Genomic DNA, 22,097 nt, shown 5'->3' with positions numbered 1-22,097 from the left:
GGTCACAACGAAAAACAGGCGCACGCTCGGCGGGCTGCCTGTTTTTCATTCAATACGTAGTGGGAGAGGATACGATTGAACATTATTTGTTGGGTACGAAGTGATTTTCGATTACAAGATAACCACATGTTGGCACGTGCTGTTGAATTACTAAATGAAAATCCCAAGTCGACGGTCGAGTTCGTCTTTTGGCTCAATCCGGATTACATCGGAGAATATGAAGCACGGCAACAATATTTCTTCCAAGCGCTCGAGATGTTTTCTGATGCCTGCAAAGAGAAAGAGATGCCAATCCGTTTCATCGAAGGCGATGAACAGGCTTTCTTAGACGCAACTGGTGATGCGGACGTTTTGTTATTTAATGCGGAATATGTCGAACCATTCAAGACGCGAGATGAAAAAATCATTAAAAAGCGTAAAGATCGTCAGACGGAGCGACTACTAGACCGGCATCTTCTTCACCCACATGACATTAAAAAGCAGGATGGAAAGTTCTATAAAGTATTCACGCCATATAAGAATGCATTCATGAAAAAAGATATTCCTGCACCATATGAAGTTAAATGGCAAACGCTGCGGGATCATTATCAAAAGCGTCAGCACGATAATAGTTTCATCAACGCTTATTTTAAAAAGGCAGAGTCGGAAGCCGTCTTCCATACTGGTGAAAAGCAGGCAAAACAACGCTTGAAGAAATTCATCGAACAATCGCTTGAAGATTACGAAGAGAATCGTGATTTTCCTGCTGTCGACGGTACGAGTTTACTTTCTCGCTATTTACGGACTGGAGAAGTCGGCATTCGGACCGTCTATGCGGCTGTTCAGGAGGCAAAAGAATCAAAAGGGAAACAGACCTTCATCACCGAACTCATCTGGCGTGAATTCTATTACATGATTTTAATGCATTTCCCGGAATCAAAACGACAAGCCGTCAATACGCAATATCGGGAAATCGAATGGGAAGAAGATGAAGAGGGCTTCAAGGCGTGGTGTGAAGGCAAGACGGGCTATCCGATCGTTGATGCAGCGATGCGGCAATTGAATCAAACGGGGTGGATGCATAATCGTCTACGGATGATCGTCGCTTCTTTCCTGACAAAAGACTTGTTGGTCGATTGGCAGAAAGGCGAACGATATTTCCAGCAGAAACTCGTTGATTATGAAGCGGCATCAAACATCGGGGGTTGGCAATGGGCAGCATCAGTCGGAACGGATGCCGTCCCGTACTTCCGCGTCTTCAATCCGACGACTCAATCGAAGAAGTTCGATAAGGATGGAGAGTTCATTCGAAAGTATGTCACGGAAATCAAGGATTTATCAAAGCAGTATATTCATGAACCGACTGCTGAGCAACGCAAGGATTATGGCTATCCAGAACCAATCGTCGCACATGACGAAGCGCGAAAGCGTGCGATTGCTCGATTCAAATAATGAAAAAAGAGGCTGGGACATAACTCAGTTTCACAAACGAAAGGCCCTCGAAACGTGTAGTCGTTTCGAGGGCCTTGTTCTATGATGAAAAACCGGTTCTGAATAAACAAATAAGGACAACCTCTGATAAAGTTAAAGTGACTAAACCATAACCATCGGAGGTGCCCTTATGTTTAAAGATTATAACATGAACCAGCTGGTTCTGCCCTTAGATTTAGAAGTTCGTCTTCAAGAAAATGATATCGCGTTCGCTGTCCATCATCTCGTCGAATCCATTCCGGATGATGTTTTCGATCCTTTCATGCGGACGACGGGATGCCCTGCTTATCACCCGCGGATGATGATGAAAATTATTTTATGTGCCTACACACAGTCGGTCTTCTCCGGTCGGAAGATTGAGGGATTACTATCCGATAGTCTGCGGATGATGTGGCTAGCGCAAGGGAATGCGCCGAGCTATCGTACCATCAACCGTTTTCGAGTGCATCCCGCAGTCACTCCAATCTTGAAGCAAGCCTTCGTTACCTTCCGTTGCCATCTCGTCGAGATGGGAGAAATCAATGAAGAAGCCATCTTTATCGATGGTACAAAGCTAGAGGCGAATGCGAACCGATACACCTTTGTTTGGCGGAAATCGATCGAACGTCATAGTTCGTCTCTCGTGGACAAATCGAATCGTATCTATGACAACCTCGTCGAACAAGACATCCTACCGGAAATTGAACGAGAAAGCCCGGACGAGCTCACTCTCTCAGAACTCGAACACATGGGTGAAGCTTTAGACGCACATATCGCTTCCATCAACCAAAAAATCGAGGCGAGTTCGGATACTCAAGAAAGAAAACGTCTACGTTCTGAACGGAAGGAACCACGTCTCCTTCGAAAGGAGATTACAGATTTCATCGAGCGGAAACAGAGATACGCCCTCCAAAAGAGGACGCTCGCTGGACGGAACAGCTATTCGAAAACAGACACAGACGCGACGTTCATGCGAATGAAGGAAGATCATATGCAAAATGGACAACTCAAGCCAGGCTATAACGTTCAAATCGCGACCGAAGGACAGTACACACTCGCTTATGATATTTATCCGAATCCGACGGATGCCCGGACGTTACTCCCCTTTTTAGATGAGATCAGCTCATATTTACCACTACCACCGCATATCGTTGCGGATGCCGGCTATGGGAGTCAGGAGAATTATCAGGATATTCTGATGCGCCGAGGGCGCATTCCACTCATCCCTTATACGATGTTCGAAAAAGAAAAGTCTCGAAAATGGCGCAATGATCCATTTAACACAGTAAACTGGTCTTATGATGAAAGGTCGGATCGTTTTGTGTGCCCTAATGGACAGGACGTAACATTCCGTTACATGTCCAAGAGAACAGATCGGTACGGATTCACGCGTGATTTCAAGGTGTATGAAAGCGAAGGGTGTGATGGCTGCCCGTTTCGCTCCCGTTGTACCAAGGCCAAAGAGGGTCGTCACCGACAGGTACACATAAACACTTCATGGGAAGAACAAAAAGAACAGATGAAAAAATGGCTTTCAGATCAAAAAACAGGATCCCTCTATGCGAAACGGAAGATAGACGTGGAACCAGTTTTTGGATATCTGAAGGCTAATTTGAGTTTCACTCGCTTTTCTGTGAGAGGAAAAGCGAAGGTGAAGCGTGAGCTCGGCTTCATCCTCATGGCCGTAAATTTAAGAAAATGGCTCATCCAAAGCGTTGCCCGAAGGGCAACTTGACGCGAGACAATGAAAAAAGAAGGAATTGCACATCCTGAGTGATGGCAATTCCTTCTTCTCGTTAAATTCAGCTAGTTATGTCCCAGCCTCTTTTTTACGACCTTATTGAAGACGACTATTTGCCTTACGCGTTCGGAATGCATGGTACGTCAAGTAAGATAAGACCCCGAAGTAACATGTGATCAAGAAGGCGTGGAGTAACGGCACATACGTTGCATGTCCACCAAGAACGATCCAAGCCCCAGTGGCGACTTGGCACGAGATGAAGAACGTCGCGAACGCCATACCAATCGTTGTCGTCCGATGCTTTAAGCGAATCGCAACGACATGGACGAATAAGGTGAACAGGAACAGTAATCCTGCCATGATCCGGTGAATCATCTGCACCCACGCTTCGAACGTCATGGAAGGTTGAGAACAGACAGGCCAACCAACGCAAGCATATGTAGCCCCGACGTGGCGTACGTAAGCACCCGTATAAACGACGATCAGCGTATAGATGAGTAGACCGTACAAGAGCTTCCGTAAGAATGCTGGGACAGATTCCCTGAATTCCTGACCCGGACGCTCCATGATCAACAGTGTCAAAATCAATAGCGAAGCAAAGGAAATCAAAGAGATTCCGAAATGTAACGCCATGACGAGGTCTGATTGTTGCCAAACGACTGCTCCAGCACCGACGATCGATTGAATCAACATGAAGATGAAAGCAAGAAACGCAAAGATCTTCGTATCTAATCGATCCTTGAAGGCAACGAGCGTCCAGAGACATAAGGCGATGATTAAGAGTCCAACGACTCCAGTCACAGCGCGGTGACTATATTCAATCATCGTTTCAACACTTGGGTTCGTCGGAATGAGTTCCCCGTGACAGAGTGGCCAATCCGTTCCGCAACCATCTCCCGAATCCGTTTTTGTGACTGTCCCACCCATCAGTAAGACGATCATCATCGTAAACGTGACGAAGGCTGAAAACATCGAAAGTTTTCGATTCAAGATTTGGACACCACCTTTCTAAAAAAATACGAAATACATGGATTTCCATAGGTCTAGTATCGCATAAAAAGTACTGAAAGGGTTGCAATCTTTTAGAACAACGCTATTCTAGTATTAGGTAAATATGGTGAACTGTGATGAAAATCACATAGATTTCACATTTTGTTCATTATGTCGAAAGTATTTTCATACGTCACGGTCCTCGATATGTGGTATCTTTTATAGAGAAAAGGGCGTTTCGTGGCATGTCTGTGTTATTTCTGTGAAGAAATTACGTGAAGCCTAGGTGCTAAACGGAAGCAGACGGTGAAAAGGAGGGAACAGCATGGCGAAAGTTACTGGAGAGGCACTGGATATGGCGATTGAGCAAGCAGATCAGCCGACATTCAAGGACTATATTACCCTAGCAAAAATGGGGATCGTCCGTGCCAATCTGATTACGGTCTTCGCGGGGTATGTCGTAGCAGCATCATACATAACGGATGATGTCCTGTTGTATCTGTGGCAAACCAAGTGGATGTTACTGTGGACGCTTCTCGGGAGTGGATTGGTCATTGCCGGAAGTTGCTACCTCAATAACTACATTGACCGGGACATCGATTATAAGATGGAACGGACGATGGGAAGACCAAGCGTTACTGGGAAGATGGATGGACAACGGATACTCGCACTAGGACTCGGTATTCTTGCGACCGGTACGGTATTGTTGTTGATTGTCAACCATGTGGCGGCAGTGTTCGGATTGATCGGATCATTCGTTTACGTCGTGATTTATACGATGTGGTTAAAGCGGACGCACACGATCAATACAGTCGTAGGTGGTATATCAGGAGCTGTGCCACCAATCATTGGATTTGCGGCAGTCACTCCGACGCTTCACATTGATGCGTGGATTTTATTCCTCATCATGTTCGTGTGGCAACCACCACATTTCCTTGCACTCGCGATGCGACGGACAGAGGAGTATCGGGCAGCAGGTATCCCGATGTTACCTGTCGTAAACGGATTCGCGATCACGAAACGACAAATTGTATGGTGGATTGCAGTACTCATTCCATCATCACTCCTCTTAGCACACTATGGCATCATCTACATGATCGTCATGGCATTGCTCGGTGGATATTGGCTCTATATGGGACTGAAAGGTCTGAAGATCCAAGATGAACAAGCCGAAATCAAATGGGCGTCGAAGATGTTCTTCTTCTCACTGTTTTATTTCACGGCTTGGATCGTGACGGTCGTACTCGTTTCTCTCTAAAACGATTTGACATAATTCACGTACACCATTACGAAAGACAAAATTGGGGACAAAGAAAGTGGGGATGGTTGTGAAAAAATCAGTAAAAATGCTCTTCCGGCTTCTTCCAATCGGCTTGATGGCACTTATGTTATCAGGTTGTGGAATTCCGGAATTGTCTGCGCTACAGCCTCGCGGAGAAGGCGCTGAGATGCAACTTGAGATCATCAAGCTTAGTTTGTGGGTCATGTTGTTCGTCCTTGCGATCGTAGCCGTCATTTATATTTACGTACTTATGAAATTCCGTCGTAAATCAGGTGATAACACGGTTCCGAAGCAAGTCGAAGGGAACCATACGCTTGAAATCATCTGGACAGTCATTCCGATTCTTCTTTTGATCGTTCTTGCAATTCCGACGATCAAAACAACGGTTGAACTCGCAGATGCAAAAGAAGCGAAGAAAAACGAACAAATCAACGTTACAGCAAACCTCTACTGGTGGGAGTTCGAATACCCAGACAAAGGTGTTTCGACAGGACAAGAACTTGTCATTCCAGTCGGTAAACGTGTTGCTGTTAACTTGACGTCTAAAGACGTCATTCACTCATTCTGGGTACCAGCTCTTTCTGGTAAAACAGATACGAACCCAGGTCTTGAGAACGAAATGTGGTTACAAGCAAAAGAAGCAGGCACTTATTACGGTAAATGTGCCGAGTTGTGTGGTCCTTCTCACGCATTGATGGACTTCAAAGTCGTTGCACTTGAACAAGACGACTACGATAACTGGTTGAAAGATATGAAAGCTGCGAAAGAAGCAGAGACGAAGCAGCTTGATAAAAAGAATGAAAAGAACTGGACGACTGGTGAGAAAGTCTATGCCCAGAACTGTCTCAGCTGTCATGGTGGCGGAAAAGTCGCACCTAGCTTGACGAACTTCGGTGATCGTCAACGTATCGCGGGTTATCTCGACCATGATAAAGAAAACCTCGAAAAATGGATTCGCGATCCTCAAAAAGAGAAACAAGGTACGAAAATGCCTGGATTCTCTGAAGATCAGATCAGCGATGAAGAATTGAGCGAATTGGCAGATTATCTATTGGACAAAAAGCTCCAATAATTTTTTAAGGGGGAATCATAGTGGGGACACATACTATGGGTATGCCGCAGAAAAAAAGCGGCATCATGGACTGGCTAACGACAGTCGACCATAAGAAAATCGGGATTCTCTACATCATGTCTGGATTGTTCTTCCTTCTAGTCGGTGGCGTAGAAGCCCTAATGATTCGTTTTCAATTGATTAAACCGATGAACGATTTCGTCAGCGGTGAACTCTTTAACCAATTGATCACGATGCACGGTACGACGATGATCTTCTTGGCAGCGATGCCGATGTTGATTGGATACATGAACGCAGCAGTACCGCTTCAAATCGGGGCACGTGACGTTGCGTTCCCATTCTTGAATGCACTTGGTTTCTGGTTGTTCTTCTTCGGTGGAGTCTTGTTGAACCTTTCTTGGTTCTTCGGCGCTGCACCGAACGCAGGGTGGACTGCATACGCACCACTCTCGACAGTACCTGAGTCTCTCGGTGTAGACTTCTACGCGTTGGGTCTTCAGATTTCTGGTTTCGGTACACTTATGGGGGGGATTAACTTCCTCGTTACGATTTTGAACATGCGTGCACCAGGTATGAAACTGATGCGGATGCCGCTCTTCACATGGACAGCATTCGTTGCTTCTGCCTTGATCGTTTTCGCATTCCCACCACTTACGGTTGGATTGTTCCTCTTGACGTTCGAGCGACTCTTCGGAGCGCATTTCTTTGACCCGGCAGCGGGCGGGAACATCGTCATCTGGGAACACCTCTTCTGGATCTTCGGTCACCCGGAAGTTTATATCTTGATTTTACCGGCATTCGGTATTTTCTCTGAAATCATTCCTACATTTGCTCGTAAGCGTCTCTTCGGTTACACGACGATGGTCTTTGCGACGATGTTGATCGGTTTCCTCGGATTCATGGTATGGGTCCACCACATGTTCACAGTTGGTCTCGGTCCGGTCGCAAACGCGATCTTCGCCGTAGCAACGATGGCGATTGCTGTACCGACAGGGGTCAAGATCTTCAACTGGCTCTTTACGCTATGGGGCGGTAAGTTGACGTTCCCAGTCGCAATGCTTTACTCGGTCGCGTTCATTCCATCATTCCTTGTTGGTGGTATGACAGGGGTCATGCTTTCTGTTGCACCTGCCGATTACCAATACCATGACAGTTACTTCGTAGTAGCTCACTTCCACTACGTTATCGTTGGTGGGGTTGTCTTTGGTCTCTTCGCAGGTCTTTACTACTGGTTCCCACTCATGTTCGGGAAACAGCTCAACGAATTCTGGGGAAAAATTCAATTCTGGTTGTTCTTCATCGGCTTCCACTTGACGTTCTTCCCGCAACATATTCTTGGTCTTACAGGTATGCCACGTCGTGTCTTCACGTACTTGCCAAACCAAGGCTGGGAAACAATGAACTTACTTTCATCAATTGGGGCAGCCTTCATGGGTGTGTCGACGATCGTTCTCGTCATTTCGATTGCAGCAGCATTGATGTCAAAAGAATATGTAAAACGCGACGTCTGGGGAGATGGACGTACGCTTGAGTGGACACTTCCAGTTCCAACTCCAGAGTATAACTTCGCTCAAATCCCACTCGTCAAAGGTTTGGATACGTATTGGCTTGAAAAAATGGCAGGAAACAAAACAGTTTCTGTATCGGAAGAAGTCGGCGATATCCACATGCCGAACAACACGATCTTGCCATTCGTCATGTCAGTCGGTCTATTCCTCGCAGGTCTCGGATTCATTCTTCGCCTAGACTATGGAACAGTTGGTCTTGTCGTTGCCTTGATTGGTCTTGCGATGACATTGATCGCGATGTTCTTCCGTTCTTGGATCGATGATGAAGGATACTACATCCCGAAATCAGTCGTCGAAGAAGATCTACGCCTTGAAGCAGAAAAGGAGGCGAAGTAAGATGGGTCATCATTCAGTACCGAATAACCCGATCACGGGTATTCCGGATCATGTTGAAAAAGCAACACTTGAGGGTAAGAATAAATATGTAGCCTTCTGGTTCTTCCTTGGAGGAGAGACGACTTTGTTCGCCTCTCTCTTCGGGACATACATCGGTCTCCATAACTCCGGTGCAAAAGAAGGTCTACGCAGTTATGACATCTTCGAAATGGGTCTCGTCTTTATCATGACGATGCTCCTTCTCACAAGTTCATTAACAAGTGTTCTTGCGATGATGGCGATGAAACGTAATGATGTCAAGAAGATGAAAATGTGGTTAATTATCACACTTGTTCTTGGACTAGCATTCTTAGCGGGTGAGATTTATGAGTTCAATCACTACTACCACATCGGTCATACATTCACGTCGAGTGCATTTGGTTCTGCCTTCTACACTCTCGTCGGTTTCCACGGTGCGCACGTCTTGTTCGGTCTTCTCTGGATCTCGACATTGCTCATCCGGAACTGGAACCGTGGCATCACGGTCGTGAATGCGCCGAAGTACTATGTTTCAAGTCTTTACTGGCACTTCATTGACGTCGTCTGGGTCTTTATCTTCTCAGTCGTCTACCTCATGGGGATGGTGAAATAAGATGGAAAAACACGAACCGCAACTTACGCGCAATCAAATCGAGCTTGAGATGAAAGCAGAACGTGGTCGTGAGACACAACTGCAACTCATCAGTTTCGCACTCATGATTTTCTTGACGCTCATCGCTTTCGGTGCTGTCATGGCTGATCTCATGCCGCACTGGGCAGCTGGTGGTTTCTTGATCATCATGGCAATCGTTCAGGTTTACCTTCAGCTTTACATGTTCATGCATATGAACAATAAAGGCAACACATGGATCAAAGTCATGATGGGTCTTGGCATCTTCGTCGCCTTGACGATCGTTGCGACGCTTCGTCTGTTGATCTGGTAAGAAATGTGACCATTCTGCTAACGTTTAGCAGGATGGTCTTTTATTTTGGAATCGTTTTATGAGAAACCTTTACAATGAAATAGGGGAACGGTAATCTTAGTTTGTAAGAGAAAGGAACGGGGTGAAAAAATATGTTAGGCAATTTAAGGGGAGCACTTTCGCAATTCGAATGGACTGTCTTATGGAGTCCGTATTATGCGTTGATACTCGTTGGATTGTATATCCTATATGCTGTCGTGACAGAAAAGTTGCGTCGTCCGGATGAGCCGGAAACAACGCTTGGGCAAAAGTTTTCGATGCTCGCGGCATTGATCGTTTTTTACATCGGTTTTGGAAGTCCGTTAGACCTGCTAGCACATATCACGTTCTCAGCACACATGCTGCAGATGGTATTCGTCTATATGGTCGCACCGCCGCTCTTGTTGATTGCGATACCAGAGTGGCTTTATAAGCGCTTGTTCGATACACCGTATCTTGGTAGGATTCTTCGCTTCTTCATCAAGCCGCTGATTGCACTTGTCGTCTTTAATGCCTTGTTTACGTTCTATCACATGCCATTTATTTTTGATTATGTCTTGACGAACTATACCGTTCACCGTCTGTTCCACGGAACATTGATTTTCTTGAGTATGACGATGTGGTATCCGATCATTGCACCGGTCAATGAGGCGGACAGCCTTTCTGACCTGAAGAAGATGGTCTACATCGTAGCGAATGGTGTGTTGTTGACACCAGCCTGTGCCTTCATGATCTTCAGTCAAAGTTTTCAGTATCAAGCGTATCAGGATCCGGCGACATTCGCGAAAGTACTCGCTTACTGTATGCCGAACAATGATTTAAGCGGATTGAACCTGGAACGATTGCTCGGAACGACAGATGACTTATTAGAGGACCAACGCTTTGGTGGTGTCCTCATGAAGCTCGGTCAAGAACTCGTGTATGGTCTATTCTTCGGACTGACCTTCTTTACATGGGTGCGCCGTTCAAAAAGTACTGCCGTGGATGAAGGCATGTCCTTCACACCAAAAGCGGATTAAATTGGAGGAAGTTGGAACATGAGTTATTTGCCGTTGATTTGTGTGTCGCTGATTGTCATCAGTGCGATTTTCGTAGCGATTGGCTGGTTTTTGATCGCCCAAACGCGTCGTAACATGAAAGCTCACCAAACCGTGATGACGATTGCAGCTGCACTCGCTTTATTATTCTTCATCATGTATGCCTTGCGGACGATTCTGCTCGGTAATACAGCCTTTGGCGGTCCAGAGTCCGTCAAAGCCTACTACACAGGATTCTTGATCTTCCACATCCTTCTTGCGACATCTGGTGGGGTGCTCGGTTTGATGGCACTCTATCACGCGTATAAGAAGAACTTTGCACGTCACCGTAAAATCGGACCGGTTGCCTCAATCGTTTGGTTTTTGACAGCCATTACCGGTGTGATCGTGTATTGCTTACTATATGTCGTCTACGATCCGGGTGAGACGACGAACGTATTCCGGGCGATCTGGAGTCATTAAGGGGGAGCCAACTTGAAAAAGAATAGTTACTTGACGGTCGCTGCCGTCGTCCTTATCTTAGTTGCGGCAGCCGGGGGATATTATTATTTCTTCATGAAAGAAAAGTTACCTGTCATCGCTGAACCGACACCATTTGAATTAACGAATGCCGTAGACGGAAAATCATTCAATTCGGAAGACGGAAAAGTCAAAGTGTTGACGTTCTTCTACTCGAACTGTCCTGATATTTGTCCGTTGACGTTGAATGATTACCGAAAGCTTGAGAAGAAGCTTCGGAGTGAAGAGTTATACGGAAATGACGTCGAACTCGTCGCTGTGACGGTTGATCCAAAAGTGGATACACCAAAAGTCTTGAAAAAGTATGCTTCGAACTTTGAAGCGGATGCTAAGGGATGGAAAGTATTGACGGGAGATCCAGTCGTCATCGATCGTCTGACACGTCAGTTGAATTTCTATTACTCGAAGGCTGAGAGTGGCTTAGTGACACACGGAACACAAATGTTCATTTTGGACCGTGAGAATAAAGTAAGGGCGATTTCGTCTATGGCGAAGACACCGGATGAACCGGTCGACTTAGAAGAGGTCATGTCTTCGGTCACACAATTAGCAAAGGAGTGAAGGTAGATGACTTATGAAGAGTACATGCAAGGAGATGTTACCGTCTCTATTCAAGCCATCGAGGAATTACTTGCTTGTGCGATCGAGGATTATGGAATCCATCACTCCCGGATCAAACGGATGGACCGGGAAGAGATTGCATTTAGTGTAAAGGTCAATGCACCGGCAACGTCACTTCACGCGCTTTATCTTCATGTACGCGAGCAGCTTGGGATTCAGCTCGGAGACGATGTCGTATCTTATGTACAATTCGTCGCGCGTTAAAAGCGATTTCGCGTGTATTAAAGAATAACAATCAGGTGGACAGAACAGCTAATGATTTCGTGGATGATGCGAGGTCGTTAGCTTTTTTGTTTGGCTTTTTTGTTTGGAATGAAGAACAAAAAATAGAGGCTCCTCATTAGAACCTCTACGTGTGGATCTTATTTTTCGAGTGTTTCGAGCAATGCTGCTAAACGACGTTCGCAGTCTTTAACGATTTCCGGAGGGAACGTCTCATCATACTCGACACCGTGTGGATAGTAGTGTTTACCGAGAAGTGGTGTCATCATACGAACGACAGCATGGCGGTCTTCAATCTCGCCTTGGATCGCATAGACAGGAACACGCAGGTAGAATACTTCACCTGTTGATTGTTTTTCATATTTCATGTCGTACATCGCGCGTTCGTAATCCCACTGTCCTTCACGAACGAAGCGGTGATGTTCCATGATTGTTTCGAGAAGACCGAACTTCAGTTCCTTGCCTTCGATGCCATATTGTTCAAACTTCATGTTTGAATCCCCCTATACCCCAGTTTGCTAGTAGATACTAGTCTTTCCAAACTATCATACCATAATGAATGAAACGATGACGTAAAAGATGTGAAGTCATTTTGAAGAATTCATGAACTTCCATATTTTCGTTCGACATATTCAAGAATCGTATCCGGTGCGTGGATACCAAGGTGATTGAGTCCTTCCCCACCGAAGAAGACATTGAACTCAAGAACGTACCACTGTCCGTCACGGATGATGAGGTCAAAACCGGCGTGATCGATATCGAGCTGTTTCGCGAGCGCGAGCACGAAGTCGATTGCCCCTTGTGGCACATCATCAAAATCAAGGACACCACCTTGAGCGACGTTATTTAAGAACTGAGCACCACCGACGCGCCAGTACGCAGCAAGGACTTGATCGCCGACGACGACGACACGTAAGTCCTTCTCATTCGGAATGTACTCCTGAATGTAGAACGTCTCGTGTGTATCCGTGTATTTCTTCCAGTCTGTTTCATTTTTGATGAGATGGACACCTTGTCCCATGGAGCTACGGACTGTCTTCGCAACGAACGGAAACGAGAATTCACGTAAGACACGTTCGACGGTGAATTCATTTTTTCCATAGATGCCGGTCCGAGGGATGTTATCCGGAATGACGGTTTGAAAAATCCGCGTCATCTCGATCTTATCATGACCTAAGTGGAACGTAGCAGCCGACGGGAAGATCGGTTTTTTCATCCCGTAGATGATTGAGTGGATTTGCCAGTATTCCGGGAACAGGACGACATCCGCCTGTTCGATTTTTTTTAAGGAATCAAAGTGATAATCTGATTTGGCATGTTCCGTCTTGATTCCAATCGTCCGGAACATATTAAAAGAGAGCAGTTGCATAAAGTTCATTCCTTCCTTCTGAACAAATTATACACAATTCAACAGGCTAGGAGGGAGAGAAATGTTATGATAAGATGGTAAAGTTAAGGAGGAGATTCGTTGTGATATATACCGATAAGACGATTGACCTCATCAACGCAGCGGAAGACCTCATTCGATCTCTCGCTCAAAGTGAAACGGGGCAAGCATATAGATGTGCGAAACAAGCACAGCAAGAGTCAACAGAGGCACAGGCTGTCATTCGCGATTTTCATCAAGTCAAGGAGGACTACGAACTCGTACAGCGATTCGGACGGTATCATCCTGACTATCAGACGATCACGAAAAAGGTCCATGAAGTCAAACGGCGACTTGATTTACAAGAGGAAGTCGCGCAGTTTAAAAAGGCGGAAAAACAACTCGAGACGTTACTCGGACAAATCAGTCTGAAGCTCGCTGGAGAAGTATCACCGCAAATTAAAGTACCGACGGGAAATCCTTTCTTCGATCAAGGATGCGCTGGAGGTTGTTCGACCGGTGGCAGCTGTAGCTGTAGCGGATAACGAAGGTGAAGGGGGTAGGCTGGCGTGATCAAGGAACGAGTGGGACTCATCGTCTATGTCAATGCGATGAAAGCATCCCGTCAATTACGCCGTTACGGGAACGTCTACTTTACGTCTAAACGTGAACGATACGTTCATCTGTATGTCGATTTAGATCAGCATGAACAGGTGATGGAAGTCATTTCGACTCTCCCGTTCGTCGAATCGATTAAACGTTCAGAACGACCGTTCATCACGGAGACGTTCGCGAACAAAAAAGGTAAAATGCCAGAAGAAGCATAATCCATGGAGCGATGAGGACATCCTCGTCGCTTCTTTGTTGAAAGGAATGAAGGAAATGCGAGTCATTTCAGGGGAACGGAAAGGTACACGATTAAAAGCAGTGCCAGGGGATCAAACACGACCGACGACGGATAAGGTAAAAGAATCCTTATTCAACGTCATCGGTCCTTATTTCAACGGAGGACGAGCACTGGATCTGTTTGCGGGGAGCGGTGGTCTTGGGATTGAATCTCTTTCAAGAGGATGCGATGAGGCGGTGTTCGTCGACCAACACCATAAAGCGATCCAAACGATCCAAGATAATTTACGAACGACGCGCTATACGGACCAAGCACGTGTTTTAAAAAAAGATGTAGCGATCGCTTTAACGGAACTCGCATCTGAAGAGCCGTTTAAATTGATTTATCTAGACCCTCCCTATGCAAAAGAGCGATTGACGGAACATGTCACGTACATAGAGCAACACGATATGCTGACGGACAACGGTGTCATCGTCTGTGAACATGACTCAGCGGTTGAATTGCCGGACCAAATCGGACGACTAGAAGTCGTGCGTCGACTTCGTTATTCCGCTGTCATCTCGATTACATTGTACGAATTCATGGAAGCGGAGGAAGACCACGAATGAAACGAATCGCCATTTGCCCAGGTAGCTTTGATCCGATCACAAACGGACATTTAGACATCATCGAGCGTGCCGTTCCGATTTTTGATGAGATCATCGTTGCCGTACTGAATAATTCTTCGAAGCAACCACTCTTTTCTGTCCAGGAACGAATGGAGTTAATTGCCGATGTGACATCGCACCTACCTCAAATCAAGGTGGATTCCTTTAATGGTCTACTGGTCGATTATGCGGCGGAAGTCGGAGCAACCGCGATTGTACGCGGTCTACGAGCAGTTTCGGACTTTGAATACGAAATGCAAGTCGCTTCCATCAACAAGAAGATGAATGATCAAATCGAGACACTATTCATGATGACGAATAATCAGTATTCCTTCTTGAGTTCTTCGATCGTTAAAGAAGCTGCCAAATATGGTGCTTCCGTTGCCGATCTCGTACCGCCTTCTGTCGAAGAAGCACTACGTCAGAAATATACGAAAGGAGAACTGTGATGAAAGCTTGGAAACCTGCCTTAGCAGCAATCATCGCTGCCTTGATCGTATTTTTCGTACCGCTTCCCTATTTCATCTCCTATCCGGGTGACGCGACGTCGACGGAAGATTTGATCGATGTGTCTGGAGGCGACAAGGAACCGGGAGATTTGATGATGCTGACGATCGCACAACGCCGGGCCACGCCTTACTTTCTCATTGAAAGCTTATTTCTACCGTTCTCCGAAACATCGAGTGTAAGTGATTATCTGTACGACGGCGAGTCGGACGCGCAGTATGAAACGCGTCAGAAGCTGTATATGGAAGAAGCGCAACATAACGCAACGATCGAAGCGTATGAATTGGCGGATCAAAAGGTCGATGTCGATTTCGAAGGGGTCTACGTCTCCGGCGTCATTCCCGGTGGTCCAGCCGAGGGGAAACTGAAGGCAGGGGATCGGATTACAAGTGTTGACGGAAAACCGATTACGTCATTTGAAGGTTTCATGAAGACGATTCAAGTGAAAAAAGCCAAAACAGCTGTTCCGATTCAGTTCACGCGTAAATCGGAAGACAAGAAGACGACGATTCGAGTGGATCAGTTATCTAAAGAGGTCAAGCGAGTCGGACTAGGTATTTACGAACCGCTTCCGATCTCAAACGTGACGACGGATCCTGAGATTGCGTTTCAGGTCGAAGGTGTCGGTGGACCATCTGCTGGAATGATGTTCACCCTTGAAATTTATGATCAATTGACGCCGGGGGATTTGGCGAAAGGGCATAAAATCGCCGGCACGGGAACGATTGAAGAAGGCGGCAAGGTGGGACCGATTGGCGGAGCATGGCAAAAGGTCGTCGCTGCTGACGAGGCAGGAGCAGAAATCATGTTCGTGCCAGCAGGAGAGAACTACAAAGAAGCAAAACCATCCATCAAAAAACTCGGAACGAACATGAAGCTCGTTCCGATCAAGACAGTCGAAGATGCGATTGATTATTTAGAAGAACTTCCAGCGAAATAAGGAAAACGACGGTGTTCGAGCAACGCGTCGTAGCGAGCCAAGGGCAGTGCGTATGCAGCTGTCACTTGGCTTTCTTTCGTTAGCCAAGGATGACTCGTGAAGGTACTGAAGACGGTAGTCCGCGTTTTGATGGTTTTGAGTGCCTGTCGTCCTCGTTCTGAAAAGGCGAGGGGACGAACGAAATCAATATGGTCGTAATCAATCCGTGCGACCTCCTCTGCTGTCGTTGAGGTCAACAGATAGATCAGGGCACGTTGCAGGCTCGTCCGCGTATAACGGCGTGTTTTGACGTGATTCAGAAAGGTCTCGAATGTTGTTGCTTGTTTCGCCCCTTCGATGAGTCGTGGTGCTAACGAAGCGTCGATCCCAGCGATTCGCATCAACTCGGGTACTGGAGTCGTTAGTAGACGTTGTCGAATCCACGGATAATAGTGCGAAAAGTTGGCGAAAGAGGCGTTTGCTAAGACGTCTTCGGTTTGTTCAGGAAGTGCGAGCAGCTGACCGTGCGTTTGATGATGGGCGCGTATCGCGGTGGCGCTCATGATGTCCCCGGTGGATAAGTCGTGGTAGCCACTTCCAATCCGTTTCGTCGTGTGAAGCGATAGGGTATTTGCGGCGCGAGCGTAATAATAGCCAAGCGTATTGTTCGGTTGTGTCAAATCAAGCGTCCGTGAGACGCTCCTGAATGCTTGACTGGCGGCGTGAGCAGAAGAGAGACCAGATGCCAAACCATCGTGTAACGCTTGCTTGTATGCAGGTGTCTCTTCGATCTGTTCCGCTGCTGCATGGAGAAAAGGTTCGATATCTCCGCACTCGCTTCCAAACGAAAGCGACTGACAGCCGATTGTCTCGGCAATCGTTACACCACCGAGTGCAAAGCGATCAGCACGCTGGACAGCAAAATAGAAGGGAAGTTCAAGAACGAGATCGATGGCACCGCTCGCGACGGCTGCCTGAGCACGTGTCCATTTATCCGTAAAGGCGGGCTCACCACGCTGCATGAACGTCCCGCTCATGATGGCGACGATGACGTCGGCATCCGTTTCCCGTCGTGCTGTCGTCGCTTGATAATAGTGTCCGTTATGAAACGGATTGTACTCTGAAATGATAGCTGTCATCCTCATGAAAACTTTCTCCTTTGCAAACCGAATTAAGTGCGGTAATATGGATAAAGACGTCCAAAAGTGTTCGTTCTCTAGCGATTTCAGTGTAAAGAAAAAACATTGACAAAACAAGATGTCCTCTCTATAATTCATATTGTTGCAATTGAGGTGATTCGGATGAAATGGTCCCTGATGCAATTGAATAAATTGCGCAATCTGGGTCAACTTCAGGTTAACGAGACGATCGAGCTCAATGAGCTAGTCGCCCTCCATCCGGATATCCGGGCGGTGCAACCTGTGCACGTTCGTGCAAATGCATCGTTTACATCGAATCAATTAATATTCAATCTTCGGATTACCGGCGAAATGACGCTTCCGGATGCCCGGACGCTAAATGACGTCGCTTATCCATTCGAGATTGAATCCATCGAGCCATTCCTGCTCGAGGTCGATGCTGTTTCGAACGAAGCAGATGACATCAACGTGCCGATCGGGAATACGGTCGATCTTCGACCGCTCGTGCAAGAATTGATTTTACTTCATGTGCCAGTGCAAGTGCATGGGGATGATGAAGAGAATCAGTTGGTTGAGGGGGAAGGCTGGACGATTCTTTCTGAAGAAGATCCAGAGGAAACCGAACCAAAAATCGATCCGCGACTCGCGGGTCTCGCTCAGTTCTTTAAAAAAGATCAGGATTCCTGATTTCTGAAGTAAAGGCGAGTGTATTTTTTCAAGGAGGTGGACAACGATGGCAGTACCATTCCGCAGAACGTCGAAAACACGCAAACGTCTTCGCCGTACTCATTTCAAACTCCGTGTACCAGGTATGGTCGAGTGCCCAAACTGTGGTGAAATGAAACTTTCACACCGCGTTTGTAAAGCATGTGGCTCGTACAAAGGTAAAGAAATCGTCAGCAAATAAGCTGATTGATCGGTATAAAAGCGACCTTCAAATCGAGAAATCGGTTTTAAGGTCGCTTTTTTCATGAAAGGGGATATGAATAGATGAATGTTGGAATCATTGGCGCGGGTGCCATCGGGTTATTGCTTGCCTCTTATTTATCGAAAGATCATGCAGTCACGCTTTATGTGCGACAAGAACAAGATGAGGAACGACCAATCATTCGCGATGGACAAGCGAGTCGTCTCGTACGGATCCGGAAGATTGATCGGCTCGAGTCAGAAGACTTGGTGTTTGTCGCGACAAAGTCGTATGATATAAAAAGTGTGATTCCATTCCTTGAACGGCTGACGTGTCCCGTCATGTTCCTGCAAAATGGAATGGATCATTTGAAATGGAAAGAGCAATTGCCGCATGTCTTATTTGGTGTCGTAGAACATGGTGCCATGCGTACTGCACCGTTTGAAGTCCAGCATACTGGAAAAGGACGCATCCGCTACGGAAATCAAGAGGTAGCGAACTTGTCGTCAAAGCAGCTGTGCTTTGAACTTGAGTCAGATATGGAAGCCGTTTTATTGACGAAGCTGTTCATCAACGTCGTCATCAATCCAGTGACGGCTTATTACGGTGTTGAGAATGGATCCTTATTAGAGATGCCTTATCGAGAAGAAGCCCGTCAATTATTTGACGAAATGCGGACGATTTTCCCGCACCATGACATTACTTATTCCGAAATCGAGCGGATCATGAAGAATACGGGCAAAAATCGTTCTTCCATGTTACGAGATCTTGAGTATGGACGACGAACGGAAGTAGAACCGATACTTGGATACGCATTACGTCAGGCGACGACTGCGACGCCACGTTTATCTTTTTATTATGAACAGATCAAACAGAGGGAGGGTCCGCAGTGACAGTCTTCATCATTTTTCCTTTATTCAGCCTGATTGCGTTGTATCTCGTCTTTCTACTTCTATTTCGGAAACATGGGAAGGCCGTTCGATTTGCACTCGACTTTGGAACATTCATCGTTCTGTATGCGATTCATGTTGCATTGATTGCCTTGACCGGAACAAATTACTTAGGGTGGATCGTCATCGTCGTGTTGTTGGTGTTTGCGTTGAATGCACTCTGGCAACGAATTCGTCAACTTGATGTTGATTTGAGACAAATGATTCGCCACAGTTGGCGGATCATCATCTTGCTGGCATTACCCGTCCATTTCATACTGTTCGTACTCGGAATTCGTCAACTGTTCATCAGCTGACCAGTTAGGTAAGAAAGAAGGGATTTTGTTTGAAGGTACAACCATTTGAAGCCTTATACGATGATAACTCGTTGATGCATCGTGCTTCACGAGAAGAATTCTTAACATATGTCGACCACCTTGGAGAGAGTGGTTTAGCGTCGAGGAGCCGTTTGCTTGAAGAACGTCACTATCCGCATCTCGCGGCACTGACAGACGAACTCGAACGCCAAAATCCGAACATGACGGAGCGTTTGCGGGAACGTGTCGCGAAGCTTCGTACGGGTGAAGCTCAAGTTGTCATTACAGGGCAACAAACGGGTATCTTTGGCGGACCATTATATGCCATCTATAAATTGTTGACCTGTCTGAAGGTCGCGCAGCAGGCGGAAACGACACTTGGGCGGCCTGTCGTTCCGATTTTTTGGCTCGCGACCGAAGATCACGATTTTGATGAGATTAACCATGTTTACGTTCCGACAGCGGATTATCAAACGCGTAAAATCGCTGTCACACCTTCAGAATCGATTGCCCGTTCGGTCAGTCGGCTCTCTTTTGATCAAGCAGCACTTCTTGAAATCATCGAAGAGGCATTCCGAGCAATGCCAGAAACGGTTCATACGAAACAATTAGTTGCGCGCCTGAAGCAACTCGTTGAAGCGTGTACATCGTATGGAATGTTTTTCTCACAATTGATCGGTGAATTGATCGATTTTGATGTCGTCTTCTTTGATGCGGATACACATTCTGTCCGTGAACTCGAGATTCCGTTCTTTGAACGGTTGATTCAAGACAATGCGGAATTTAGACGAGCATTGACGGATGGTATTTCACAGACGCAAGAGTTACCGGATACATTCTTGAACGAGGAAGCGGCGCATCTTTTCGTCGATGATCACGGTCGTCAGTTACTGTATCCGACAGCAGACGGATTCGAGACGAAACAAGGAAAGCAATATACGGAGCTTGAATTGATCGCGTTGCTGTACGCCAGTCCGGAACGTTTCTCCAACAGTGTCGTCACACGTCCATTGATGCAGGATTACCTGTTCCCGACGCTTGCCTATATCGGGGGTCCGGGGGAGTTAGCATACTGGACACGCTTACGACCGCTCTTTCATCACCTGAATTGGACGATGCCGTTATTGATTCCCCGCATGGGTGGGTTACTCGTGCGTCGTAGCGATGAAAAACGTCTTGCTAAACTCGAGGTGTCGCTCGAAGAAATCGTCCGATCAGGCGTTCCGATTCCGCTCTATTCAGAAGAGAAAATGACAGGACGTATGCAGACGGCAGCAATGTTAAAAGACAGTTTCGTCTCCGAATTCCTTTCGCTCGAACAGAATCTACTGCGGACATCGAGTAAGAGTGAGAAGGTCAAGAGACAGCTCGATCAAGCAGTCGCTAGTCTACTGGCAGAAGATCGACGTCGGTTCGATCGACAAACACGACAATATAAAGAGACCGCTTATCATCTTCTTCCTGATGGAGCGCCGCAAGAGCGGATTCATTCTGTCCTCCCGTGGTTGAATCACCATGGTCTTGATTTTGTGCGGGACTTAAGAACAGCCTATGAAGCAAATACGAGTGATCAACTGAAGATTTTCCTCTAAGCCTGCTGAAACTAGCAGGTTTTTTCTCTTTTTTAGCGAAAATTACACAAAAGTTAAATAAATCAAGGAAACTGTCTCATTTTCGTAACGTTTTCACGAGAGAATGTGATACATTGAAAAAGAGTAACGTCCTTCAAGGACAGTGAAAGGTGAGGCAGGACATGTTTGAGCATGAAACAGTATTGAAATGGGAGTCGATCGAAGGACTCGCGATTAAACCCGACGGTATTTACGTCGATTGTACACTAGGTGGAGCAGGACACAGCGAAGAGATCGTCAAGCAATTGACGACAGGTCATCTATACGCATTTGATCAAGATGATGTCGCCCTCGCTCACGCAACAGAACGTCTCGCGGCGTATGAAGGTCGCTTTACTTTAATAAAGAGTAATTTTGCTTATCTGAAAGAGCAATTAGCAGCACATGGCGTCGAGAAAGTGGACGGCATCTTATTCGATCTCGGTGTCTCTTCACCACAATTAGACGAAGGGGAACGGGGATTTAGTTACAATCACGACGCACGTCTCGACATGCGCATGGATCAATCTTCTCCACTTTCTGCTTACGAAGTCGTCAATGAGTGGTCGTACAATGATCTCGTACGTATCTTCTTTACATACGGGGAAGAGAAATTCTCGAAACAGATTGCGCGCAAAATCGAAAAAGCGCGGGAAGAGCGACCGATCGAGACGACGTTCGAACTCGTCGAATTGATCAAGGATGCGATTCCGGCACCAGCACGACGTAAAGGTGGTCACCCTGCGAAACGGACATTCCAAGCAATCCGGATCGCCGTCAATGATGAACTGAATGTCTTTGACCGTGCAGTACACCAAGCCATTGATTTATTACGGGTCGGTGGACGTCTATGTGTCATTACGTTCCATTCACTTGAAGATCGCATGTGTAAACAAGCAATCAAAGAAAAATCATCACTACCCGAGCTTCCACCGGGGTTACCGATGATTCCAGTCGAAATGGAGCCGGAACTCCGACTCGTCACACGCAAGCCGATTACGGCTGGTGTTGAAGAGCTCGATGATAACCGTCGCGCCCGATCGGCAAAATTACGAGTTGCTGAAAAAATGAAAGAAACTTGAGAGGAGCATT

At 46.5% G+C, this 22,097-nt stretch carries 26 protein-coding genes; 22 read left to right on the top strand and 4 right to left on the bottom strand.

Annotation, left to right across the window (positions count from 1 at the left end; all coding sequences use genetic code 11):
* The first annotated feature begins 75 nt into the window (after positions 1-75).
* Positions 76-1,431, top strand: coding sequence for a cryptochrome/photolyase family protein (locus tag MKY22_RS10760; RefSeq protein ID WP_341088769.1), 1,356 nt, complete (start codon positions 76-78; stop codon positions 1,429-1,431).
* Positions 1,432-1,600: 169 nt separating this feature from the next.
* Positions 1,601-3,184 (top strand): IS1182 family transposase, encoded by a 1,584-nt coding sequence (locus MKY22_RS10755; protein WP_341086759.1) that lies wholly within the window; start codon positions 1,601-1,603, stop codon positions 3,182-3,184.
* A 102-nt stretch (positions 3,185-3,286) separates the two neighbouring features.
* Here MKY22_RS10755 and MKY22_RS10750 read toward each other — a convergent pair whose 3' ends face one another.
* Positions 3,287-4,180: a COX15/CtaA family protein gene (locus tag MKY22_RS10750; RefSeq protein ID WP_023468831.1), complete on the bottom strand. Its 894-nt coding sequence runs from the start codon at positions 4,178-4,180 to the stop codon at positions 3,287-3,289.
* Between the two features lie 325 nt (positions 4,181-4,505).
* On the opposite strand from MKY22_RS10750, the gene cyoE reads away from it, so the two are divergent.
* The 9 genes from cyoE to MKY22_RS10705 all read left to right on the top strand — a co-directional run bounded on the left by cyoE (position 4,506) and on the right by MKY22_RS10705 (position 11,799).
* On the top strand, positions 4,506-5,438 hold the full coding sequence (gene cyoE / locus MKY22_RS10745; RefSeq protein ID WP_023468830.1) for a heme o synthase: 933 nt from the start codon (positions 4,506-4,508) through the stop codon (positions 5,436-5,438).
* 64 nt (positions 5,439-5,502) lie between these two features.
* Entirely contained in the window at positions 5,503-6,534 is a 1,032-nt protein-coding gene (gene coxB, locus MKY22_RS10740; protein ID WP_081637364.1) for a cytochrome c oxidase subunit II, read from the top strand.
* A gap of 41 nt (positions 6,535-6,575) precedes the next feature.
* Entirely contained in the window at positions 6,576-8,438 is a 1,863-nt protein-coding gene (gene ctaD, locus MKY22_RS10735; RefSeq protein ID WP_445298374.1) for a cytochrome c oxidase subunit I, read from the top strand.
* A 1-nt stretch (position 8,439) separates the two neighbouring features.
* Complete coding sequence (locus tag MKY22_RS10730) at positions 8,440-9,069, top strand: cytochrome (ubi)quinol oxidase subunit III (RefSeq protein ID WP_029342161.1); 630 nt, start codon at positions 8,440-8,442, stop codon at positions 9,067-9,069.
* Between the two features lies 1 nt (position 9,070).
* The gene (locus tag MKY22_RS10725) at positions 9,071-9,400 is read left to right on the top strand and encodes a cytochrome C oxidase subunit IV family protein (protein ID WP_029342160.1); all 330 of its coding nucleotides are present in this window, start codon (positions 9,071-9,073) and stop codon (positions 9,398-9,400) included.
* A 131-nt stretch (positions 9,401-9,531) separates the two neighbouring features.
* Positions 9,532-10,437, top strand: coding sequence for a cytochrome c oxidase assembly factor CtaG (ctaG, locus tag MKY22_RS10720; RefSeq protein ID WP_023468825.1), 906 nt, complete (start codon positions 9,532-9,534; stop codon positions 10,435-10,437).
* A gap of 18 nt (positions 10,438-10,455) precedes the next feature.
* A complete protein-coding gene (locus MKY22_RS10715; RefSeq protein WP_023468824.1) occupies positions 10,456-10,917 on the top strand; it encodes a DUF420 domain-containing protein in 462 nt (153 codons plus the stop codon).
* 12 nt (positions 10,918-10,929) lie between these two features.
* Positions 10,930-11,535 carry an SCO family protein gene (locus MKY22_RS10710; protein ID WP_050677540.1) on the top strand — a complete coding sequence of 202 codons (606 nt, stop codon included), beginning with the start codon at positions 10,930-10,932 and terminating at the stop codon, positions 11,533-11,535.
* 6 nt (positions 11,536-11,541) lie between these two features.
* Positions 11,542-11,799, top strand: a complete 258-nt coding sequence (locus MKY22_RS10705; protein WP_023468822.1) for a hypothetical protein — start codon at positions 11,542-11,544, stop codon at positions 11,797-11,799.
* Between the two features lie 158 nt (positions 11,800-11,957).
* Here MKY22_RS10705 and MKY22_RS10700 read toward each other — a convergent pair whose 3' ends face one another.
* Positions 11,958-12,308, bottom strand: a complete 351-nt coding sequence (locus MKY22_RS10700) for a YugN family protein (RefSeq protein ID WP_023468821.1) — start codon at positions 12,306-12,308, stop codon at positions 11,958-11,960.
* 110 nt (positions 12,309-12,418) lie between these two features.
* Positions 12,419-13,165, bottom strand: a complete 747-nt coding sequence (locus tag MKY22_RS10695; RefSeq protein WP_241492307.1) for an ATP-grasp domain-containing protein — start codon at positions 13,163-13,165, stop codon at positions 12,419-12,421.
* Between the two features lie 122 nt (positions 13,166-13,287).
* Between MKY22_RS10695 and MKY22_RS10690 the strand changes: the two genes are divergently transcribed.
* The 5 genes from MKY22_RS10690 to MKY22_RS10670 are packed head-to-tail and all read left to right on the top strand — an operon-like array spanning position 13,288 to position 16,124.
* On the top strand, positions 13,288-13,728 hold the full coding sequence (locus MKY22_RS10690; RefSeq protein WP_214859713.1) for a YlbF family regulator: 441 nt from the start codon (positions 13,288-13,290) through the stop codon (positions 13,726-13,728).
* 24 nt (positions 13,729-13,752) lie between these two features.
* A complete protein-coding gene (locus tag MKY22_RS10685; protein WP_023468818.1) occupies positions 13,753-14,010 on the top strand; it encodes a YlbG family protein in 258 nt (85 codons plus the stop codon).
* 46 nt (positions 14,011-14,056) lie between these two features.
* Positions 14,057-14,638, top strand: coding sequence for a 16S rRNA (guanine(966)-N(2))-methyltransferase RsmD (gene rsmD / locus MKY22_RS10680; protein ID WP_149427632.1), 582 nt, complete (start codon positions 14,057-14,059; stop codon positions 14,636-14,638).
* Positions 14,635-15,126, top strand: coding sequence for a pantetheine-phosphate adenylyltransferase (gene coaD / locus MKY22_RS10675; RefSeq protein ID WP_029342153.1), 492 nt, complete (start codon positions 14,635-14,637; stop codon positions 15,124-15,126). The genes rsmD and coaD overlap by 4 nt, the downstream gene beginning before the upstream one ends.
* Positions 15,126-16,124: a SepM family pheromone-processing serine protease gene (locus MKY22_RS10670; RefSeq protein WP_290778181.1), complete on the top strand. Its 999-nt coding sequence runs from the start codon at positions 15,126-15,128 to the stop codon at positions 16,122-16,124. Before coaD ends, MKY22_RS10670 begins: the two co-directional genes overlap by 1 nt.
* Here MKY22_RS10670 and MKY22_RS10665 read toward each other — a convergent pair.
* Positions 16,097-17,248 carry a tRNA(Met) cytidine acetate ligase gene (locus MKY22_RS10665; protein WP_290778178.1) on the bottom strand — a complete coding sequence of 384 codons (1,152 nt, stop codon included), beginning with the start codon at positions 17,246-17,248 and terminating at the stop codon, positions 16,097-16,099. The two genes, MKY22_RS10670 and MKY22_RS10665, sit on opposite strands and share 28 nt — an antisense overlap.
* A gap of 156 nt (positions 17,249-17,404) precedes the next feature.
* On the opposite strand from MKY22_RS10665, the gene MKY22_RS10660 reads away from it, so the two are divergent.
* The 6 genes from MKY22_RS10660 to rsmH all read left to right on the top strand — a co-directional run bounded on the left by MKY22_RS10660 (position 17,405) and on the right by rsmH (position 22,087).
* Positions 17,405-17,929: a YceD family protein gene (locus tag MKY22_RS10660; RefSeq protein ID WP_023468813.1), complete on the top strand. Its 525-nt coding sequence runs from the start codon at positions 17,405-17,407 to the stop codon at positions 17,927-17,929.
* A 46-nt stretch (positions 17,930-17,975) separates the two neighbouring features.
* Positions 17,976-18,149 (top strand): 50S ribosomal protein L32, encoded by a 174-nt coding sequence (rpmF, locus tag MKY22_RS10655; protein WP_012370841.1) that lies wholly within the window; start codon positions 17,976-17,978, stop codon positions 18,147-18,149.
* Between the two features lie 83 nt (positions 18,150-18,232).
* On the top strand, positions 18,233-19,042 hold the full coding sequence (locus tag MKY22_RS10650) for a ketopantoate reductase family protein (protein ID WP_341088749.1): 810 nt from the start codon (positions 18,233-18,235) through the stop codon (positions 19,040-19,042).
* Entirely contained in the window at positions 19,039-19,395 is a 357-nt protein-coding gene (locus MKY22_RS10645; protein WP_023468811.1) for a DUF3397 domain-containing protein, read from the top strand. The genes MKY22_RS10650 and MKY22_RS10645 overlap by 4 nt, the downstream gene beginning before the upstream one ends.
* A gap of 29 nt (positions 19,396-19,424) precedes the next feature.
* Positions 19,425-20,987: a bacillithiol biosynthesis cysteine-adding enzyme BshC gene (bshC, locus tag MKY22_RS10640; RefSeq protein ID WP_341088747.1), complete on the top strand. Its 1,563-nt coding sequence runs from the start codon at positions 19,425-19,427 to the stop codon at positions 20,985-20,987.
* A gap of 161 nt (positions 20,988-21,148) precedes the next feature.
* A complete protein-coding gene (gene rsmH, locus MKY22_RS10635) occupies positions 21,149-22,087 on the top strand; it encodes a 16S rRNA (cytosine(1402)-N(4))-methyltransferase RsmH (protein WP_290778165.1) in 939 nt (312 codons plus the stop codon).
* Positions 22,088-22,097: the final 10 nt, after the last annotated feature.

The sequence above is a fragment of the Exiguobacterium sp. FSL W8-0210 genome (genome assembly GCF_038006045.1).
Lineage (GTDB): Bacteria > Bacillota > Bacilli > Exiguobacteriales > Exiguobacteriaceae > Exiguobacterium_A.
Note: the sequence above shows the minus strand (reverse complement) of the source record. Positions and strands in the feature narration are given on the sequence as shown.